We start from the raw sequence: 16,763 nt of genomic DNA on the forward strand, positions 1-16,763 counted from the left end.
ACAAAAAACGGGCGCACGGCTTTCGCCGCCGCCCGTCATCTTGAAACGGTTCGGATCAAAGCAGGCTGTCGATGAGGGCCGACATGGTGTCAACCGGCATGTCTCCAGAATAACGCTTCCCGTTGATGAGGAAAGTCGGCGTGGCATCGATGCCGAACTCCTTGGAGCCCCTTTCCCGCGTGGCGTTCACTTCATCCAGAAGCTTCTGGTTCGTCAAGCACTTCGTAAAACTATCCTCACTAAATCCAGCGAGTTTGGCCATCTGGAGAAGTGCAGCACGGCGATCTTCAGCGGCGGCCCAGGTTTCCTGCTGCTTGAAAAGCATGGAAACCATCGGAAAATACTGTTCCGGCGTGCTCAATTCTTCCGGCTTGGAAGCGTTGCAGCGAGCGAGCATGAAGGCTGCTGCAGCGGCCGGATCGAACGGGAATTCGCGGATGATGAAACGCGCCTTGCCGGTGTCCACGTACTTCTTCTTGATCTCGTCGAAGGTTGTGTTGTGGAAGTGGGCGCAATGCGGGCAGGTCATCGACATATATTCGACGATGGTCACCGGCGCATCTTCCTTGCCGAGCCCCATTTCTGGCAGCGGGCCGGGCTTCAGCACTTCCGCCATGTCGACATCACCAGCCGGCTGCGGAAGTTCGGCTGCCGCGTTTGCCGTGCCGGTAACCGCAAGTGTCGCGGTCGCGGCGGCCATGCCGCTCAGAAGCTGGCGTTTCGTCAGTTGCATTTCAGAGATCAGCATGGGTTCCCCTAATCGAGAGTGGCGGCTGAATGTGCGATATAACGGCACGCGGCCGCGAACAAGGCACGCTTCGGCAACTTTCTTCAAAGAATTGTGACCTTGGTGGGACGAAAGCTGACGTTGCGAGCCGCATCTGCAATTTCAGTTTTGCCAAAAAGCGGCAGGCGTATTTCTGCCAGTATGGAACAGCTTGAGTATTTGAACGCTGCTTTTCTCAATTCTATAAGCGATGAGGACCCGTTTCTCGAATACAAGAATGCGAACGAAGACGGTTTTTCAAAGTGCGTTATCTGCTCCGCTTGCCCAGCACCGCAGTGCCCAGCCGCTTCACCGCCTCGCGCAGCTTGTCGCCCTCGATGCCTTCCATCATGTCTTCAAGCTTTCGGGCAGCCTCGCCCTTCAGTGGCGGCGGAGTGCGGGAGCGCTTTACCGCTTGCGAAACGGGCTTCTGGACGATGCGGATCTGGTGGACGGCAGCAAAGCCGAAGAAGCTGTTGATGCGCTGGATGAGTTCGCCCTGCGCGTGCGTCAAAAACAGAGCGCGCGCGCCTTCGCAGGCAATCGTCAGGACGCCGGGTTTATAGGGGTCGACTTCATTGCCGCGCGCCCAGGCGATCTTTTCCGGACGTGTGCAGTCGGCGAAATCCTCGCCGGCAATTTCATCCCAGGAACCAAGCAGCGCGGTGTTGATGCCGGCCCGTTTTGCAAGCACCGGGTCGATCAGGCCGTTCGCCAGTTCGGATATCTGCTTTTCAGCTTTACGTGGATAACTCATCGAAACCTTCGGATGCCGCCGCCAATCGGCGCTACCACCTTGATCGCGCAGCATTGCTCCGCCAAGTATAGGGCACTTCCCCGTCCCGCGGCAAATGATGACATCAACGACACTCGACGCCCCTTCCGCAACGCCTCTTCTCGACTGGTACGACCGGCATCACCGCGACCTGCCCTGGCGCGTCTCCCCGCCGATGGCGGCTCGTGGCGTGAGGGCCGATCCCTATCGCGTCTGGCTTTCGGAAGTCATGCTGCAGCAGACGACCGTGCAGGCCGTGAAGCCCTATTTTGCCAATTTCCTGGCGCGCTGGCCAACGGTTCGCGACCTCGCCGAGGCGCCGAACGACGATGTCATGGCAGCTTGGGCGGGGCTCGGCTACTACGCCCGCGCCCGCAATCTCAAGAAATGCGCAGAAGCGGTCGCCACGCAACATGACGGCGTCTTTCCGGACACGGAGGACGGCCTGAAATCGCTGCCGGGCATCGGCGACTATACGGCAGCGGCGGTCGCGGCGATCGCTTTCAACAGGCAGGCTGCGGTCATGGACGGCAATGTCGAGCGTGTGATCTCCAGGCTCTACGCGATCGCGACTCCGCTTCCGGCCGGCAAGCCGCTGATGAAGCAGAAGGTGGCGCTCTTGACGCCAGCCGACAGACCCGGCGATTTCGCGCAGGCGATGATGGATCTCGGCGCAACCATCTGTACGCCGAAACGGCCGGCATGTTCGCTCTGTCCGTTCAGGGGATCGTGCGAGGCGCTTCGCCTGCATGATCCCGAGCAGTTTCCGGTGAAGGCGGCAAAGAAGGAAAGGCCGGTCCGGCGCGGTGCAGCTTTCGTCGCCGTGACCGCTGACGGCGAAATCCTCCTGCGGCGGCGGATCGCAAGCGGGCTGCTCGGCGGCATGACGGAGGTGCCGACGACCGCTTGGACATCGCGCGCGGATGGGGAAACTTCCGCGGATGCAGCGCCCTTCCCGGCACAATGGGAACCATGCGGCAGCGTCACCCATGTCTTCACGCATTTCGAACTCCGGCTTTCGATCTACCGCGCCGCGATCCCATCGCGAATTCAGACTGATGACAAATGGTGGGAGCCGGTTACAAATCTTGAAGCGCAGGCGCTGCCGACCATCATGAAAAAGGCGATCGCTACCGCTATTCCTCTTGTGTTTGCAATGCCCAAGGGATGACATATGACTGCATCAATCCATCATATCGTTTTTGATATTGGCAAAGTTCTTATCCACTACGATCCGAATATTCCCTACAGCCGCCTCATTCCCGACGCGGCCGAACGCAAGTGGTTTTTCGACAATGTCTGCACCCATGATTGGAACGTCGAGCAGGACCGCGGACGCACCTGGGCGGATGCCGAAGCTCTTCTGATTGAAGCCCATCCGACGCGGGAAGAGCATATCCGCGCCTTCCGCAAGTACTGGCACGAAATGGTGCCGCATTCCTACGAGGACAGCGTCGCGATCATGGAAGCGCTGATTGCGGAGGGCCGCGATGTCACAATGCTGACGAACTTCGCATCCGATACGTTCCGCGAGGCGCAGAAGCGCTTTGCCTTCCTGACGAAACCGCGCGGCGTCACCGTTTCCGGCGATGTCGGGTTAATCAAGCCGGATATCGCGATCTATGAAACGCATACGAGGAGCTTCAGCCTCGAGCCGGCGGCGACGATCTTCATCGACGACGCGCCTGCGAATGTCGAAGGCGCAAGGGCGGCAGGATGGAACGCCGTGCTTTTCACCGGTGCCGACCAGTTGCGCAGCGATCTTGCTGACTATGGCGTAAGGGCAAGGTGACGGACTGGCGTTGAAAGGAAAGGCGCCCGGGGTGTTGATCCCGGGCGCCGTAGGCCTTCTTCCGCAACTGGAGGTACAAAAACCGGAAGAAGGTAGTCTCGATCAGGTCAGGCCGCTGCTCATTCCGCCTTCGCCAGATCACTGCGGATCACAGACCGCAAATCATCGATGGGGCGCAGGGATTGCCCGTCGTCGAAGTGCCAGAATGTCCATCCGTTGCATGCATCGAGCCCCTGCACTTTCGCGCCGAGACGATGAATCGAACCAGCCTCGCCGCCGGAGGCAACCGTGCCGTCGGCGCGGACGATCGCACTGTAGCGGCGGCGGGCATCAGTCAGCATCTGGCCGGGTTTGATGAGGCCGCTTTCCAATAGTGCATTGAAGGCGACGCGAACCTCCTGCTTCTTGCCGGTCATGACGGTCAGCTCTGCCTTGCCGAGCGGCTCGACGGCGGCAATGCGGGCAGAGGCCGCATCGATATAGTCCTGTTCGCGCTCGATGCCGACGAAGTGGCGGCCGAGGCGCTTGGCGACAGCACCGGTGGTGCCGGAGCCGAAGAACGGATCGAGTATGATGTCGCCGGGTTTCGACGACGCCATGATGACACGGGCGAGCAGCGCCTCCGGCTTCTGCGTCGGATGAACTTTCTTGCCATCGTCGCCCTTCAGCCGTTCGCCGCCGCTGCAGATCGGGAACAACCAGTCGGAGCGCATCTGCACGTCGTCGTTGGCAGCCTTCATCGCATCGTAGTTGAAGGTATAGCTCTTGGCCTTCGCGTCCGGGCTCGCCCAGATCATCGTCTCATGGGCATTCTGGAAGCGGCGGCCCTTGAAGTTCGGCATCGGGTTGGTCTTGCGCCAGATGATGTCGTTGAGAATCCAGAAGTTCAGGTCCTGCAGGGTCGCGCCGACCCGGAAGATATTGTGATAGGAGCCGATGACCCAGATCGTGCCGGTAGGCTTCAGCACGCGGCGGCAGGCAAGCAGCCAAGCGCGGGTGAACGCGTCGTAGGCTTCGAAGGACGCAAACTGATCCCACGCGTCATCGACGGCATCGACAAGCGACTGGTCCGGGCGATGAAGCGTGCCGCCGAGCTGGAGATTGTACGGAGGGTCAGCGAATATGACATCGACGGAATTGGTCGGCAAAGCTTCGAGGGCTGCAACACAATCACCCTTGATGATCGTGTCGATCCAAGAACCCGGTGTTGCGGAGGTCTTGAGATCGGCAAGCGGAAAAACTGACGCCATATGGATACTCGCTTATACACATTACGCTTTTACTCGCCGTTATGGTTACTCAAGTTGGTTACCAAAGCCTGAACCGGTGGATGTTTTCGGGAAATAAATGCAGGACGCGGAAATAAAGTCGCCGCCGCGCTAGACTTCCTTCGTGAAGAGAAACGAAGCCATTGAGAGACTGAAGCGACGGGCCGACGCCATCCGGGCGCTCGGTGCAACTTCGCTCTACCTTTTCGGTTCGGTCGCGCGTGACGAGACAGGCCCGGCGAGTGACCTCGACCTCTTCATCGACTCCGATCCGGCAAGCCGCTTCAACGCCCTCGGCCTCATCGGCATCAAACTCTTCCTAGAAGACGAGCTGCATCTGCCCGTCGATGTTCACGACACGGGACAACCTTCATCCCCTGTCGAAGGACAGGATCGAAAATTTCGCCTCGCAGGTCTTATGACGCCCCATGACATTCTTCGGGCAATTGCCATCATCGAGACGGAAATCGCCGGCAAGCCGTTCGACGACTGCCGGAACGACAATCCTGTCTCGCTCTGGAGCGCGCCATAGAGATCATCTCGAAAGCCAGCCGCGGCATTCGGACGATCTCAAGAACGCGAGGCCGGAAATTGCCCGGGCCCAGCGCCAAGGCGATCGGAAACGTGCTGAGGCACGAGTATCATGCCTTTCCGGCAGGATCATCTGGGGCGTCATCGTGGATGAACGTCCCGAAATCCGGATCGCTGTCGCGGCCATTCAAAGGCAGGTGGATGAAGCCTGACTAAGCTGCATGCACCTGCCGGCTATCGACCGGCGTTTCCCCCCGCTCGAACATGCCGTAGTCTCGAACCACATGGCCGATGCGCAGGCGGTAGTCGGCGAAGATGCCGTTGCGGCCGGCCTTCTGCGCGGCGCGGTGGGCTTCGAGATTGCGCCACTCTTTGACCGCCTCCTCGTCACGCCAGAAGGATAGCGATAGCAGCTTGCCGCGCATCGTCAGGCTCTCGAAGCGTTCGATGGAAATGAAGCCGTCAATCTTTTCCAGTTCGGCGCGCAAGTCGCCGGCGAGGTCGAGGTATTTGTGGCGTTCGCCCATATAGGGTACGACTTCGAAGATGACGGCGATCATGGCAGCACCAGCGGAGAATGAGGGACGGACACGTTCTTCAGGAAGATGCGGTCTTCCTTCAGGATGAAGCGCCCGCGTTCGGCGAATTCGTAGTTCTCCTGGCCGAGCGGATCGGCTGCGAGGCGGGCGCGATAGGCCTCATAGGCGGCGAGGGTTTCGATGTTGTAGACGCCGTAGGCGGTCGTCGCGGACCCCTCGTGGGGGCCGAAATAGCCGATGAGATCGGCACCGTTGCGCGGTATCGCCTGCCCCCAGGCACGGGCATACTCGGTAAAGGCATCCTTCTTGAACGGGTCGATCTCGTAGCGGATGAAGCAGGTCAGCATCACTTTTCTCCTTTGCTTGTGAAAGGCGTTTTCGCACATTGTGCGACGACAATGCTTCGGTTACGATCGAAGTATGAAAGAAGGACCGGATATTGCCCAGATCGGAGCGCTGATCGGCGATCCTGCCCGCGCCAACATGCTGGCTGCGCTGTCGGGCGGCCGGGCCTTGACGGCGACCGAGCTTGCGGAAGTGGGTGGCATCACCCTTCAGACGGCGAGCACGCATCTCGCCAAGCTCGAAACCGGCGGCCTGCTTACTCAGCGAAAGCAGGGCCGCCACCGCTATTTCACACTCGCAGACGAAGCAACTGCCCTGCTGATCGAGAGCATGATGGGTTTCGCCGCCAGCCGCGGACATCTGCGCCACCGGCCGGGTCCGAAGGAACCGGCGCTGCGCAAGGCGCGCATCTGCTACGACCATCTGGCCGGCGATTACGGCGTGCGCATGCTCGACAGTCTCATGGCTTCGGGTGCGATCGACGCAATCGGCGAAGGATTGTCGGTCACCCCGAAAGGCGAGAGCCGGCTGCAATGCATCGGAATAGATGTCTCCGGCCTCAAATCGTCCCGCCGCCCGCTCTGCCGCTCTTGCCTCGACTGGAGCGAGCGCCGCGCGCATCTGGCGGGCAGTCTCGGCAAGGCGCTGCTTTCGACTTTCTTCGACAGGGGCTGGGCGCGGCGGACGGCGGGAAGCCGCTCGGTGATCTTTTCGCCCGAAGGCGAGCAGCAGTTCCTGTCGCTCTTTCCGCTGGAAGCCTGAGCCGCCAAACGTCAGCCGCGAGCCGCCCGCGCGGCGCATTCCAGCCATGCCGGCGTGCCGGTTGAGCTTTCGACGGCCATCGTGTAAGTCGCATCATCCCCCAACAAGGCTTGAGAGTACATGGACGGCTTCGACCTCATTATCTTCGACTGCGACGGCGTTCTGGTCGATTCCGAAATCATAGCGGCGGATGTGGAGTCCAAGCTTCTGACCGACGCAGGCTATCCGATCAGCGTCGAAGAGATGGCGGAGCGCTTCGCAGGCATGACCTGGAAGAACATTCTTCTGCAGGTAGAACGCGAAGCGAGCATTCCGCTTTCCGCCTCGCTGCTCAACAAATCCGAAAAGCTGCTCGACCTGCGCCTCGAACGGGACGTGCAGGCCATTCCCGGCGTCGAGTTCGCCATCTCGCGCCTTGATCTGAAGCGTTGCGTCTGCTCGAATTCCAGCGCGCACCGACTCGACATGATGCTTGGCAAGGTGGGACTGAAGAAGCTATTTGCTCCAAACGTCTTTTCCGCAAAAGATCTCGGGCCGGATCGCGTCAAGCCGAAGCCGGACATCTTCCTGCATGGCGCCGAGACGATGGGAGTCTCGCCGTCGAAGACGGTCGTCGTGGAAGATTCTGTCCATGGCATCCATGCGGCACGCGATGCCGGCATGCGCGTCATCGGCTTCACCGGCGCATCACATACCTATTCCTCGCACGCCGACCGCCTGACGGATGCCGGCGCGGAGACGGTCATCTCGCGGATGAAGGATCTGCCGGGCGTCGTTGATGCTCTTTCGGAATGGGCTGGCGTTCTCTAAAAGAGGGACAGGCCGGCTCTTAGCTGCTCTTCTTGGTCTTCGCGGCCGGGCCCTGATCGAAACCGATATTGACGCGAACCAGGGCGCCGGAGCCGACGGGCAGCTTGAAGCCGTCCTTGCGGAAGAGGACCTGAGCGGCCGTCTGCCCTGCCGGAATTTCGGCAGTAAACGGAACCACTTCCGAAGTGACCACATCCTGCCCGTCGAAGGCGGTGATCCGGACCGGCAGCGTGACGCGGCCGGGGCCGCCGGCCGGGCCGGCGATCAGGCGGATCTGCGCCACGACAGTCATCGTCAGGTTCTGTTCGTTCAGCGTGCACTGACGGGTGTAGTCCCCGATTGCCGCCTGATGGACGATCTGGCTGTTGTCACCCGTCTTGCCCTTGGCATAGGTGCGGAAGATCGCGTCCTGATCCTTCATGAAAATCTGCGGGCAGGAGCCCTGCACGACCGGCTGCGCAGTACCTTGGACGTTGGTCGCCGTGCCGATCGGCTTGTCGCTGGAAGACGGATTGGCGGGCGCAAGCGGCATGATCTGGGCATTGCCGTTTGGCTGGGCCGGCGCCTCGGCGGACTTGCTTTCACCGCCGACGCCCAGGGAATTGCAGCTTGCAAGCAGAGCGGCGACTGATACGGAAACGATGAGACGCGAGACTTTGCCGAACACGATTATTCCACCCTCTTACAAAGTTTCTGGCAGGCCCGAAGTCTTGCTTGCAGGGCCTTTCGTGACAGTTTGCGATGGTCTATATCAGCGGCGCAAAGAAAAATCGATTGGGTAAGCACCGTTTTGACGCACATTTCGATCTGCTGCAACTTCGGCGCCTGGATCCTCTATCCGGATTTCCTCCGGCCATAACGTCAAGGATGAAGAACGTGGACTATATCTCGACCCGCGGCGAGGCCCCATCTCTCGGCTTTTGCGATGCGTTGCTGACGGGTCTTGCGCGCGACGGCGGCCTGTATGTCCCGCGGCAATGGCCGCATTTCTCCAAGAAGGAAATCCGGGCGCTGCGCGGCAAGAGCTACCAGGAGATCGCGTTTGCGATCCTATCGCCCTTTACGAACGACGAAATCCCCGCCGCCACATTCCGGGCGATGATCGACGAGGCCTATGGCACCTTCCGCCATCCGGCGATCGCCCCGCTCGTCCAGACGGGACCGAACAGCTTCGTCATGGAGCTTTTCCATGGCACCACGCTCGCCTTCAAGGACGTGGCGATGCAGCTTCTGGCACGCCTGATGGACTATGCGCTGGAAAAGCGGGGCGAGCGCGCGACGATCATTGGCGCAACGTCGGGCGATACGGGCGGTGCGGCCATCGACGCCTTCGCCGGCCGCGAGCGCACCGATATTTTCATCCTCTTCCCGCACGGCAAGATCTCGCCGGTGCAGCAGCGGCAAATGACGACCTCGACGGCTCCCAATGTCCATGCGCTGGCGGTCAAGGGCAATTTCGACGACTGCCAAAATCTCGTCAAAGCGATGTTCAACGACGCCGCCTTCCGCGACAAGGTTCGCCTTTCCGGTGTCAACTCGATCAACTGGGCGCGCATCATGGCCCAGATCGTCTATTACTTCACGACGGGGATCACACTCGGCGGGCCTGATCGTAAGATTTCGTTTACGGTACCGACCGGCAATTTCGGCGACATTTTCGCGGGCTATGCGGCCAAACGCATGGGCCTGCCGATCGGCAAGCTGGTGATCGCGACCAACGAGAACGACATCCTCGCCCGCACGATGAAGACCGGCCGCTACGACATGAAGAAGGTCAAGGCGACGACCTCGCCGTCGATGGACATTCAGATTTCCTCGAATTTCGAGCGCCTGCTTTTCGAAGCCTATGATCGGGACGCTTCCAAGGTGCGCCATGCGATGGACAGCCTGAAGCAGTCGAATGGCTTCGAGATCGCGCCGAAGGCGCTTGCCGCCATCAAGAAGGACTTCCGCGCCGGCCGCGCCAGCGAGAAGCAGGTGGCGCAGACGATCAAGAATACCTACGCCGAAACCGGCTACCTTCTCGACCCGCATTCGGCAATCGGCGTCTTCGTTGCCGCCAAGCACGACAAGCCGAACACTCCGATGGTGACGCTTGCGACCGCGCACCCGGCAAAATTCCCCGCCGCGGTAAAATCCGCCTCCGGTATTGACCCGGCGCTTCCGACGTGGCTTGCTGGACTGATGCTTAAGGAGGAGCGCTTCCAAGTCGTCGATCCGGAACTTAAGGCCGTTGAAGGTTTTATCGGCAAGCACGCCCGGACGTGATGCGGCAGGCGCAGAAAGATAGCCAATGACAGTTGAGTGCACCCGGCTCAAATCCGGGCTGACAGTAGTAACCCAGACCATGCCGCATCTTGAAAGCGTCGCTCTGGGCGTCTGGATCAAATCGGGTTCGCGCAACGAAACGGAAGACGAGCATGGCATAGCCCACCTGCTCGAACACATGGCTTTCAAGGGTACCGCACGCCGCTCGGCCCGCGACATCGCCGAGGAAATCGAGGATGTGGGCGGCGAAGTGAACGCGGCCACCTCGACCGAAACGACGTCCTACTACGCCCGCGTGCTGAAGGATTACGTGCCGCTCGCCGTCGATATTCTCGCCGACATCCTGACCGAATCGGCCTTCGAGGAAGACGAGCTCGAACGCGAGAAGCAGGTGATCCTGCAGGAGATCAATGCGGCGAACGACACGCCAGACGACGTGGTCTTCGACAAGTTTTCCGAAACCGCCTATCGCAACCAGACGCTCGGCCGCGCCATCCTCGGCACGCCGGAGACCGTCGTCTCCTTCTCGCCGCAACAGATCCGCAACTATCTCGGCCGCAACTATACGACCGATCGCATGTTCGTCGTTGCCGCCGGTGCAGTCGATCACGACGAATTCGTGCGCATGGTGGAACAGCGCTTCGCGAGCCTGCCGACCGCGCCGAGCGCGCCGCCGGTCATCGAGACCGCCCGCTATATCGGCGGCAGCGTGCGCGAGACGCGCGACCTGATGGACGCGCAGATCCTGCTCGGCTTCGAGGGCAAGGCCTATCATGCCCGTGACTTCTACTGTTCGCAGATCCTTGCCAACATCCTCGGCGGCGGCATGTCCTCCCGCCTCTTCCAGGAAGTGCGCGAAATCCGCGGCCTCTGCTATTCGATCTATGCCTTCCACTGGGGCTTTTCCGACACCGGCATCTTCGGCATCCATGCCGCAACCGGCGGCGAGAACCTTCCTGAACTCGTACCGGTGATCATCGACGAGTTGCATAAGTCGGCCGGCTTCATCGAGCAGAAGGAGATCGAGCGTGCCCGCGCGCAGATCCGCGCACAGCTTCTGATGGGACAGGAAAGCCCTGCCGCCCGTGCCGGCCAGATCGCCCGCCAGATGATGCTCTACGGCGGCCCGATCTCCAATCAGGAAATGATGGAACGGCTCGAGGGCATCACCATCGAGCGACTCACCGACCTCGCCGGCCGACTGTTCTTCGACACTGTGCCGACGCTTTCGGCAATCGGCCCGCTGGAGCAACTGGCACCGACGGAAGATATCGTCGCCTCGCTGTCCGCTCCCCTGCCGCAGTCGAAAACTGCAAGCCGCTGAGCCGCGTTCCATCTGCCGGGAGTGATCGATGCCAAAATCGGTTTTTCGATTCCTGTCGCGGCAGCCGGAGGCGGTGGAGCTCGAGAACGACCGCTATGCGCTGAGACTTCCGCGCTATCAGGATTTCAACCAGTGGCACAAGCTGCGCTCCGCCAGCCGCAAGTTCCTGGAGCCCTGGGAACCGACATGGCGTCGCGACGAGCTGACAGAGGGCGCCTATCGCGCCCGCGTCATCCGCGGCAAGCAGGAGTACGCGTCCGGCCAGGCGATCCCGCTGTTCCTGTTCCTAAAACCAGACATGGAACTGCTCGGCGGGATCACGATCGGCTATATCCGCCGCGGCGCGGCGCAGAGCTGCATGATCGGCTACTGGATGGGCGAGAAGCATGCCGGCCAAGGCCATATGTTCGCCGCACTTCAGTTGGTTATACCCTATATCTTCGCAGGGCTTGAGTTGCACCGTATCGAGGCAGCCTGTATTCCGGAGAACGCACGAAGCATTCGCCTGCTTGAGAAAGCCGGGTTTCAGCGGGAAGGCTATCTGCGCGGATACTTGAAAATAAACGGTCAGTGGCATGACCACGTGATGTATTCACTGCTTGCCACCGATACGGATACAGGCAGGAAAACCGACAGCCGATGACCACGAACCGCATGCTGCCCAAATCACCGTCCGGCCGATTGATCGCGGTGATCGCAGCTCTTTTCCTGTCGATGCTTGCATTGGCTGCAGGCGTTGCGCAGGCGGCGGAACCCGTGAAGATTTCCCGCGACGACACCGCGCTCGATTTGACCGCGACGACGGAAATCTATGCCAATCAGGGCGAGGCCTTCCAGGTCTCGACGGCCGCAGGCGCAGACGGCATCCGCCGGCGCATCGAGGTGCGTGCCAGCTCCGAAAACCACCAGGGCGACTGGGCCGTCTTTGCGCTCGCCAACGTCTCGGAAGAACAGCTCGAGCGCGTCATCGTCGCTCCGCATTTCCGCCTCGTGAATTCCAAGCTTTTCTGGCCGGACCTCGGCTCGCAGCGCATCATGGCGATCACGCCGAGCGAGGGCTTTGCGCTCGACCGCCAGCCGAGCGACGAGGCCGACGTCTTCCGCATCACTCTGAACCCCGGCGCTGTCATCACCTTCGTGGCCGAGCTTGCGACGCCCGACCTGCCGCAGATCTACCTGTGGGAGCCGGACGCCTACAAGGACACAATCAACGCCTTCACGCTCTACCGCGGCATCGTGCTCGGGATTGCCGGACTTCTGGCCGTGTTCCTGACGATCCTCTTCGTGGTCAAGGGAACCTCGATGCTGCCGGCAACGGCGGCACTTGCCTGGGCGGTGCTCGGCTACATCTGCGTCGACTTCGGTTTCCTCGGCAAACTCGTCAGCGTCGCCTCGGCGGACCAACGAATATGGCGCGCCTGCGCGGAAGTGGCGCTGGCGTCGAGTTTCGTGATCTTCCTGTTCACCTATCTGAACCTCAACCGCTGGCACACGCATCTCGGCTATGCGACGCTTGCCTGGGTGCTCGGCCTGGCTTTGCTCTTCGGTGTCGCGATCTATGATCCGTCGATCGCCTCCGGTATTGCGCGACTTTCCTTCGCGCTGACGGCGACGATGGGCATCGTGCTCATCATCTATCTCGGCTTCAACCGCTACGACCGCGCCATCCTGCTGGTGCCTGCCTGGGCGCTGATCCTGGTGTGGATATTCGGGGCTTGGCTGACCGTTACCGGCCGGCTCGACAACGACATCATCCAGCCGGCGCTCGGCGGCGGCCTCGTCCTCATCGTTCTGCTGATCGGTTTTACGGTGATGCAGCACGCCTTTGCGGGCGGCGCCTTTCAGCAGGGTCTGTTTTCCGATCTCGAACGCCAGTCTCTGGCGCTGACCGGCTCCGGCGACATGGTGTGGGACTGGGACGTGGCGCGCGACCGCGTCGTCACCATCCCGGATGTTTCCATCAAGCTGGGCTTGTCGCCGGGGACCATGCATGGCGCAGCCCGCAACTGGCTGCCGCGGCTTCACCCGGACGACCGCGACCGATTCCGCGCGACGCTGGACGTGCTGCTCGAACATCGTCGCGGACGGCTGAACCACGAGTTCCGCATCCGCGCCGAGGACGGGCATTTCCATTGGCTGCTGATCCGCGCGCGGCCGGTGCTCGGCTCGAACGGCGAGATCATCCGCTGCGTCGGCACGATCGTAGACGTCACCGAGCAGAAGAATTCCGTCGAGCGGCTGCTGCATGATGCACTGCACGACAATCTCACGGGCCTGCCGAACCGCCAGCTCTTCATCGACCGCCTGCAATCGGTGCTGGCGCTTGCGCCCGGCGGCGAAACGCTCAGGCCGACGGTGATGGTGATCGATATCGACCGCTACAAGCTGGTGAACGATTCGCTTGGCGTCGCAGCCGGCGACAACATTCTGATCGCGCTGACCCGCCGCCTGCGTCGCCTGCTGAAGCCGCAGGATACGCTGGCGCGCCTTGCGGGCGACCAGTTCGGTCTCATTCTCGTTTCCGAGCGCGATCCGACGAAGGTCGCCGATTTTGCTGATGCCGTCAGCAAGGCGATCATGGTGCCGATCAATTTCGGCAATCGCGAAATTATTCTGACGGCCTCGATCGGTCTCGCCTCCTGGGTAGACCAGCAGGAAAACGCAGCCGGGTTGCTGAGCGATGCCGAGCTTGCCATGTATCGCGCTAAGCGCGCCGGCGGCAACCGCGTCGAACCCTTCCGCCCCGCCTTCCGCGATTTCGGCGCCGACCGCCTGCAGCTCGAATCCGATCTCCGCCGCGCCATCGAGCGCAAGGAGCTCTCGATGGTCTACCAGCCGATCGCGCGGCTGGAGGATGTCGAGATTGCCGGTTTCGAGGCGCTGATGCGCTGGGAGCATCCGAAGCGCGGCAACATCCCGCCGTCCGAATTCATCCCGATAGCCGAGGCCTCGGACATCATCGGTCCGCTCGGCATGTTCGCGCTCGAACAGGCGACCAGCGACCTGATGGCCTGGCAGAACCAGACCGGCGAGCTGCCGATCTTCGTCTCGATCAACCTGTCGAGCGTGCAGCTCCTCAACAACGAACTCTATGACGACGTGCGCTCAGTTCTTTCGAAGACTCATTGCGAGCCGTCGCGCCTGAAGCTGGAGCTGACGGAATCCATGGTCATGGAAAATCCGGAACAGGCACGGCTCGTGCTGCAGAAGCTCAAGGAAGCTGGCCTCGGACTGGCGCTCGACGACTTCGGCACGGGCTACTCGTCGCTTGCCTATCTTACCCGCTTCCCCTTCGACACGATCAAGCTCGACAAAGCGCTCGTTCGCGATGACAGCGACAAGAAGGCAACCATTCTAAGGTCGGTCATCTCCATGGCGCGCGAGTTGGGGATGCAGGTGGTCGCCGAAGGCATCGAATCCAACGAGGATGCCATCGAGCTCGCCAAGATGGGCTGCAGCTACGGGCAAAGCTACCTCTTCGGCCCGCCGATGGGCTCCGATTCCGTGCTGCGCCTGCTGAAGGAACGTTTTCCACTGACGAAGCGGGCTTAGGCCTTTCAAATCAATGCTGGCGACTACCCCTCACCTGTCCTGTCCCCGCGTCAACCGCATGGCCCTTCCCCCGTCGGGGAGAAGGGCTCCGGCAGGCGGATGAGGGGCTACGCCGCAGCCTTCCGCGACATCGCAGACGCGACCTGAATGAGTTTGTGCAGATATTCCAGCTTCGCGACGACAGCCCGCGACAGCACGAAGGGATAGGAATCCGGCTGGCCCATGCTGCGCTGAATGGCGTTGATCGCGACGCTGAGCGGCACCCAGGCGCTGACGAGCTGTTCAGCGCTTTCCGCCCTGTATGGATTAAAATCCACTTCCGAGGCCATTTCCTCATGGCCGCGGGGATCGATGGCGATGCCGAAGGCGCGGGCCGTTTCCAGCGTATCAACGATATGGAGGTAGTGCGCAAAGCACTCGGCAAAATCTTCCCACGGATGTGAGGATGCATAGGCGCTGATGAAGCTCTCCTGCCAGCCGAAGGGCGGACCGCTGGCATAATGGTTCTGAAGGGCTGCGCCGTAATCCTGTCGTTCGTCGCCGAAGACGGCGCGGAAGGCATCTAAGCCATTCCTGTCCCGCACCAGCTTGTTCCAGACGAAGTGCCCGGCCTCATGGCGGAAGTGGCCGAGCAGCGTGCGGTAAGGCTCGTTCATCATGGTGCGCGCTTGTTCGCGGGTGGCGTCATCGGCTTCCGCCGCACGGATGGCGATCAGGCCTTCCTCATGTCCGGTCATCGCGGGGAGGATATTGCCGTCGTTCTGAACCGTATCTTCGAGGATATCGAAAACGAGGCCGCCGACGGGATCTTCCTCGCGATCCGGATGCGGCAGGTTCCAGCGCAGCAGCGAATAGAACAGATGGCGCTGCGCCTGACTGATGCGGCGCCAGCGGGCGATGCCGTCCTGGGTTCCGGTGTTCGGCACCAGTCTGTTGTGGCGGCAGGCGATGCAAAAATCATGGGGGTCCTCATCCGCAAGCAGCCAGTTGCAGATATCGAGACCGGCATTGGCGCAGAAGCGGATCCTGCGCTCCGGACGTGCGACGAGCTGCCACTGCATCTCATCGCGCGGCTCCAGCGCGTGCACGCAGAGATCATCCGGCATGAAGCCCAGGCGATGATTGCAGCGGACGCAATGGCGGTTGTCGAAGTGGACGACCTGGTCGCAATTATCGCAGGCGAAGAGCCTCATGATTACCTCGACGAATGGTGACGAACCAAAATGCCTGTTGCGCGGCGCGCAACAGGCATTTCGGCGGCGTGCCATCTGGCACGCTTGCCGGAAGAAAACGTCACGTCAACGAAATCGTTCCTGGATTAGATATCACGCATGTCCGGCTTCGGCGGAAAGCATGGCGGCCGTGATGCCCATGCCCGCGAGCGCGCGCTCGTATTTGTCGTCTAGATTGCGGTCGAAGATCAGCGCCTCATTGGCGGCGCAGGTCAACCAGCCGTTGCTGGCAACTTCCATTTCGAGCTGGCCGGCACCCCAGGAGGAATAACCGAGCATCATCGTGGCCCTCTTCGGCCCGCCGCCCTTGGAAATCGCGCGGACGATGTCGAGCGTCGCCGTCAGGCAGATATCATCGCTGATCGGGATGCTGGAGTCGCTTATATAATCATCGGAATGCAGCACGAAACCGCGGCCGCTTTCCACGGGCCCGCCTGTCTGGATCGGGAAGTCCCGGGCATGCTCCGGAAGGACTATCGGCTCCTGGTCGTTGACCATTTCGAGATGCAGCAGCACGTCCGTGAAGGTGAGGCTTTGGGCGCGATTGATGATGAAGCCCATGGCACCGGCATCGGAATGGGCGCAGATATAGATGACCGTGCGGAAGAAGTTGCTATCTTCCATGCCCGGCATGGCAATCAGGAACTGCCCGTCGAAAAAGCCGCGTTCCCGTCTGTTTTTCAGCGTGGATAAGGACATACTTCCTCCTGCTGCCAGACCGTTGCCAACAGCCTTATAAAAGAAACATGGGGCAATGCGGCAGATCAATCAACTGAAAATGAAGAATTAGATGGCCGAA

Annotated in this window: 17 protein-coding genes; 9 read left to right on the forward strand and 8 right to left on the reverse strand. The window is 61.0% G+C overall.

What is annotated here, in order from left to right; all coding sequences use genetic code 11:
* Window positions 1-55: 55 nt before the first annotated feature.
* A complete protein-coding gene (locus ACZ9DP_RS30330) occupies window positions 56-748 on the reverse strand; it encodes a DsbA family protein (RefSeq protein WP_074066931.1) in 693 nt (230 codons plus the stop codon).
* Window positions 749-1,034: 286 nt separating this feature from the next.
* Complete coding sequence (locus ACZ9DP_RS30335) at window positions 1,035-1,523, reverse strand: DUF721 domain-containing protein (protein WP_476204511.1); 489 nt, start codon at window positions 1,521-1,523, stop codon at window positions 1,035-1,037.
* Window positions 1,524-1,620: 97 nt separating this feature from the next.
* On the opposite strand from ACZ9DP_RS30335, the gene mutY reads away from it, so the two are divergent.
* Together mutY and ACZ9DP_RS30345 are read left to right on the forward strand one after the other, a co-directional pair.
* Window positions 1,621-2,712 carry an A/G-specific adenine glycosylase gene (mutY, locus tag ACZ9DP_RS30340; RefSeq protein ID WP_283071069.1) on the forward strand — a complete coding sequence of 364 codons (1,092 nt, stop codon included), beginning with the start codon at window positions 1,621-1,623 and terminating at the stop codon, window positions 2,710-2,712.
* A gap of 3 nt (window positions 2,713-2,715) precedes the next feature.
* The gene (locus ACZ9DP_RS30345) at window positions 2,716-3,333 is read left to right on the forward strand and encodes an HAD family hydrolase (protein WP_283071068.1); all 618 of its coding nucleotides are present in this window, start codon (window positions 2,716-2,718) and stop codon (window positions 3,331-3,333) included.
* Between the two features lie 119 nt (window positions 3,334-3,452).
* Here ACZ9DP_RS30345 and ACZ9DP_RS30350 read toward each other — a convergent pair whose 3' ends face one another.
* Window positions 3,453-4,583 (reverse strand): DNA methyltransferase, encoded by a 1,131-nt coding sequence (locus tag ACZ9DP_RS30350; protein WP_476204512.1) that lies wholly within the window; start codon window positions 4,581-4,583, stop codon window positions 3,453-3,455.
* A 142-nt stretch (window positions 4,584-4,725) separates the two neighbouring features.
* Between ACZ9DP_RS30350 and ACZ9DP_RS30355 the strand changes: the two genes are divergently transcribed.
* Entirely contained in the window at window positions 4,726-5,133 is a 408-nt protein-coding gene (locus ACZ9DP_RS30355) for a nucleotidyltransferase family protein (RefSeq protein WP_348651966.1), read from the forward strand.
* A 211-nt stretch (window positions 5,134-5,344) separates the two neighbouring features.
* On the opposite strand, the gene ACZ9DP_RS30360 is transcribed toward ACZ9DP_RS30355, so the two are convergent.
* Window positions 5,345-5,692, reverse strand: coding sequence for an antibiotic biosynthesis monooxygenase family protein (locus ACZ9DP_RS30360; protein WP_194729164.1), 348 nt, complete (start codon window positions 5,690-5,692; stop codon window positions 5,345-5,347).
* Window positions 5,689-6,018, reverse strand: coding sequence for an NIPSNAP family protein (locus tag ACZ9DP_RS30365; protein ID WP_476204513.1), 330 nt, complete (start codon window positions 6,016-6,018; stop codon window positions 5,689-5,691). Before ACZ9DP_RS30365 ends, ACZ9DP_RS30360 begins: the two co-directional genes overlap by 4 nt.
* A gap of 73 nt (window positions 6,019-6,091) precedes the next feature.
* Here ACZ9DP_RS30365 and ACZ9DP_RS30370 point away from each other — a divergent pair, with 73 nt between their 5' ends.
* Window positions 6,092-6,778 (forward strand): ArsR/SmtB family transcription factor, encoded by a 687-nt coding sequence (locus ACZ9DP_RS30370; protein WP_194729163.1) that lies wholly within the window; start codon window positions 6,092-6,094, stop codon window positions 6,776-6,778.
* A 120-nt stretch (window positions 6,779-6,898) separates the two neighbouring features.
* Window positions 6,899-7,588, forward strand: a complete 690-nt coding sequence (locus tag ACZ9DP_RS30375) for an HAD family hydrolase (RefSeq protein WP_476204514.1) — start codon at window positions 6,899-6,901, stop codon at window positions 7,586-7,588.
* A 19-nt stretch (window positions 7,589-7,607) separates the two neighbouring features.
* On the opposite strand, the gene ACZ9DP_RS30380 is transcribed toward ACZ9DP_RS30375, so the two are convergent.
* Window positions 7,608-8,258 carry a hypothetical protein gene (locus ACZ9DP_RS30380; protein ID WP_170250151.1) on the reverse strand — a complete coding sequence of 217 codons (651 nt, stop codon included), beginning with the start codon at window positions 8,256-8,258 and terminating at the stop codon, window positions 7,608-7,610.
* Window positions 8,259-8,464: 206 nt separating this feature from the next.
* Between ACZ9DP_RS30380 and thrC the strand changes: the two genes are divergently transcribed.
* The 4 genes from thrC to ACZ9DP_RS30400 are packed head-to-tail and all read left to right on the forward strand — an operon-like array spanning window position 8,465 to window position 14,732.
* Window positions 8,465-9,856 (forward strand): threonine synthase, encoded by a 1,392-nt coding sequence (gene thrC, locus ACZ9DP_RS30385; protein WP_476204515.1) that lies wholly within the window; start codon window positions 8,465-8,467, stop codon window positions 9,854-9,856.
* Window positions 9,857-9,881: 25 nt separating this feature from the next.
* Window positions 9,882-11,180 (forward strand): M16 family metallopeptidase, encoded by a 1,299-nt coding sequence (locus ACZ9DP_RS30390; protein ID WP_022716446.1) that lies wholly within the window; start codon window positions 9,882-9,884, stop codon window positions 11,178-11,180.
* Between the two features lie 28 nt (window positions 11,181-11,208).
* Window positions 11,209-11,823, forward strand: coding sequence for a GNAT family N-acetyltransferase (locus ACZ9DP_RS30395; RefSeq protein WP_022716447.1), 615 nt, complete (start codon window positions 11,209-11,211; stop codon window positions 11,821-11,823).
* Window positions 11,820-14,732, forward strand: a complete 2,913-nt coding sequence (locus ACZ9DP_RS30400) for an EAL domain-containing protein (protein ID WP_476204517.1) — start codon at window positions 11,820-11,822, stop codon at window positions 14,730-14,732. Before ACZ9DP_RS30395 ends, ACZ9DP_RS30400 begins: the two co-directional genes overlap by 4 nt.
* 107 nt (window positions 14,733-14,839) lie before the next feature.
* Here the strand turns inward: ACZ9DP_RS30400 and ACZ9DP_RS30405 are convergent, their stop codons facing one another.
* Both ACZ9DP_RS30405 and ACZ9DP_RS30410 read right to left on the reverse strand, forming a co-directional pair.
* Window positions 14,840-15,925 (reverse strand): zinc-binding metallopeptidase family protein, encoded by a 1,086-nt coding sequence (locus tag ACZ9DP_RS30405; RefSeq protein WP_239595151.1) that lies wholly within the window; start codon window positions 15,923-15,925, stop codon window positions 14,840-14,842.
* A 132-nt stretch (window positions 15,926-16,057) separates the two neighbouring features.
* Window positions 16,058-16,663: a YqgE/AlgH family protein gene (locus ACZ9DP_RS30410; protein ID WP_039844208.1), complete on the reverse strand. Its 606-nt coding sequence runs from the start codon at window positions 16,661-16,663 to the stop codon at window positions 16,058-16,060.
* Window positions 16,664-16,763: the final 100 nt, after the last annotated feature.

Source organism: Rhizobium sp. USDA 4016 (genome assembly GCF_056279705.1).

Bases quoted from the DNA above. Each gene is read 5' to 3' on its own strand.
- ACZ9DP_RS30330 (WP_074066931.1), bottom strand. From the start codon at position 748: ATGCTGATCTCTGAAATGCAACTGACGAAACGCCAGCTTCTGAGCGGC.
- ACZ9DP_RS30335 (WP_476204511.1), bottom strand. From the start codon at position 1,523: ATGAGTTATCCACGTAAAGCTGAAAAGCAGATATCCGAACTGGCGAAC.
- mutY (WP_283071069.1), top strand. From the start codon at position 1,621: ATGACATCAACGACACTCGACGCCCCTTCCGCAACGCCTCTTCTCGAC.
- ACZ9DP_RS30345 (WP_283071068.1), top strand. From the start codon at position 2,716: ATGACTGCATCAATCCATCATATCGTTTTTGATATTGGCAAAGTTCTT.
- ACZ9DP_RS30350 (WP_476204512.1), bottom strand. From the start codon at position 4,583: ATGGCGTCAGTTTTTCCGCTTGCCGATCTCAAGACCTCCGCAACACCG.
- ACZ9DP_RS30360 (WP_194729164.1), bottom strand. From the start codon at position 5,692: ATGATCGCCGTCATCTTCGAAGTCGTACCCTATATGGGCGAACGCCAC.
- ACZ9DP_RS30365 (WP_476204513.1), bottom strand. From the start codon at position 6,018: ATGCTGACCTGCTTCATCCGCTACGAGATCGACCCGTTCAAGAAGGAT.
- ACZ9DP_RS30370 (WP_194729163.1), top strand. From the start codon at position 6,092: ATGAAAGAAGGACCGGATATTGCCCAGATCGGAGCGCTGATCGGCGAT.
- ACZ9DP_RS30375 (WP_476204514.1), top strand. From the start codon at position 6,899: ATGGACGGCTTCGACCTCATTATCTTCGACTGCGACGGCGTTCTGGTC.
- ACZ9DP_RS30390 (WP_022716446.1), top strand. From the start codon at position 9,882: ATGACAGTTGAGTGCACCCGGCTCAAATCCGGGCTGACAGTAGTAACC.
- ACZ9DP_RS30395 (WP_022716447.1), top strand. From the start codon at position 11,209: ATGCCAAAATCGGTTTTTCGATTCCTGTCGCGGCAGCCGGAGGCGGTG.
- ACZ9DP_RS30400 (WP_476204517.1), top strand. From the start codon at position 11,820: ATGACCACGAACCGCATGCTGCCCAAATCACCGTCCGGCCGATTGATC.
- ACZ9DP_RS30405 (WP_239595151.1), bottom strand. From the start codon at position 15,925: ATGAGGCTCTTCGCCTGCGATAATTGCGACCAGGTCGTCCACTTCGAC.
- ACZ9DP_RS30410 (WP_039844208.1), bottom strand. From the start codon at position 16,663: ATGTCCTTATCCACGCTGAAAAACAGACGGGAACGCGGCTTTTTCGAC.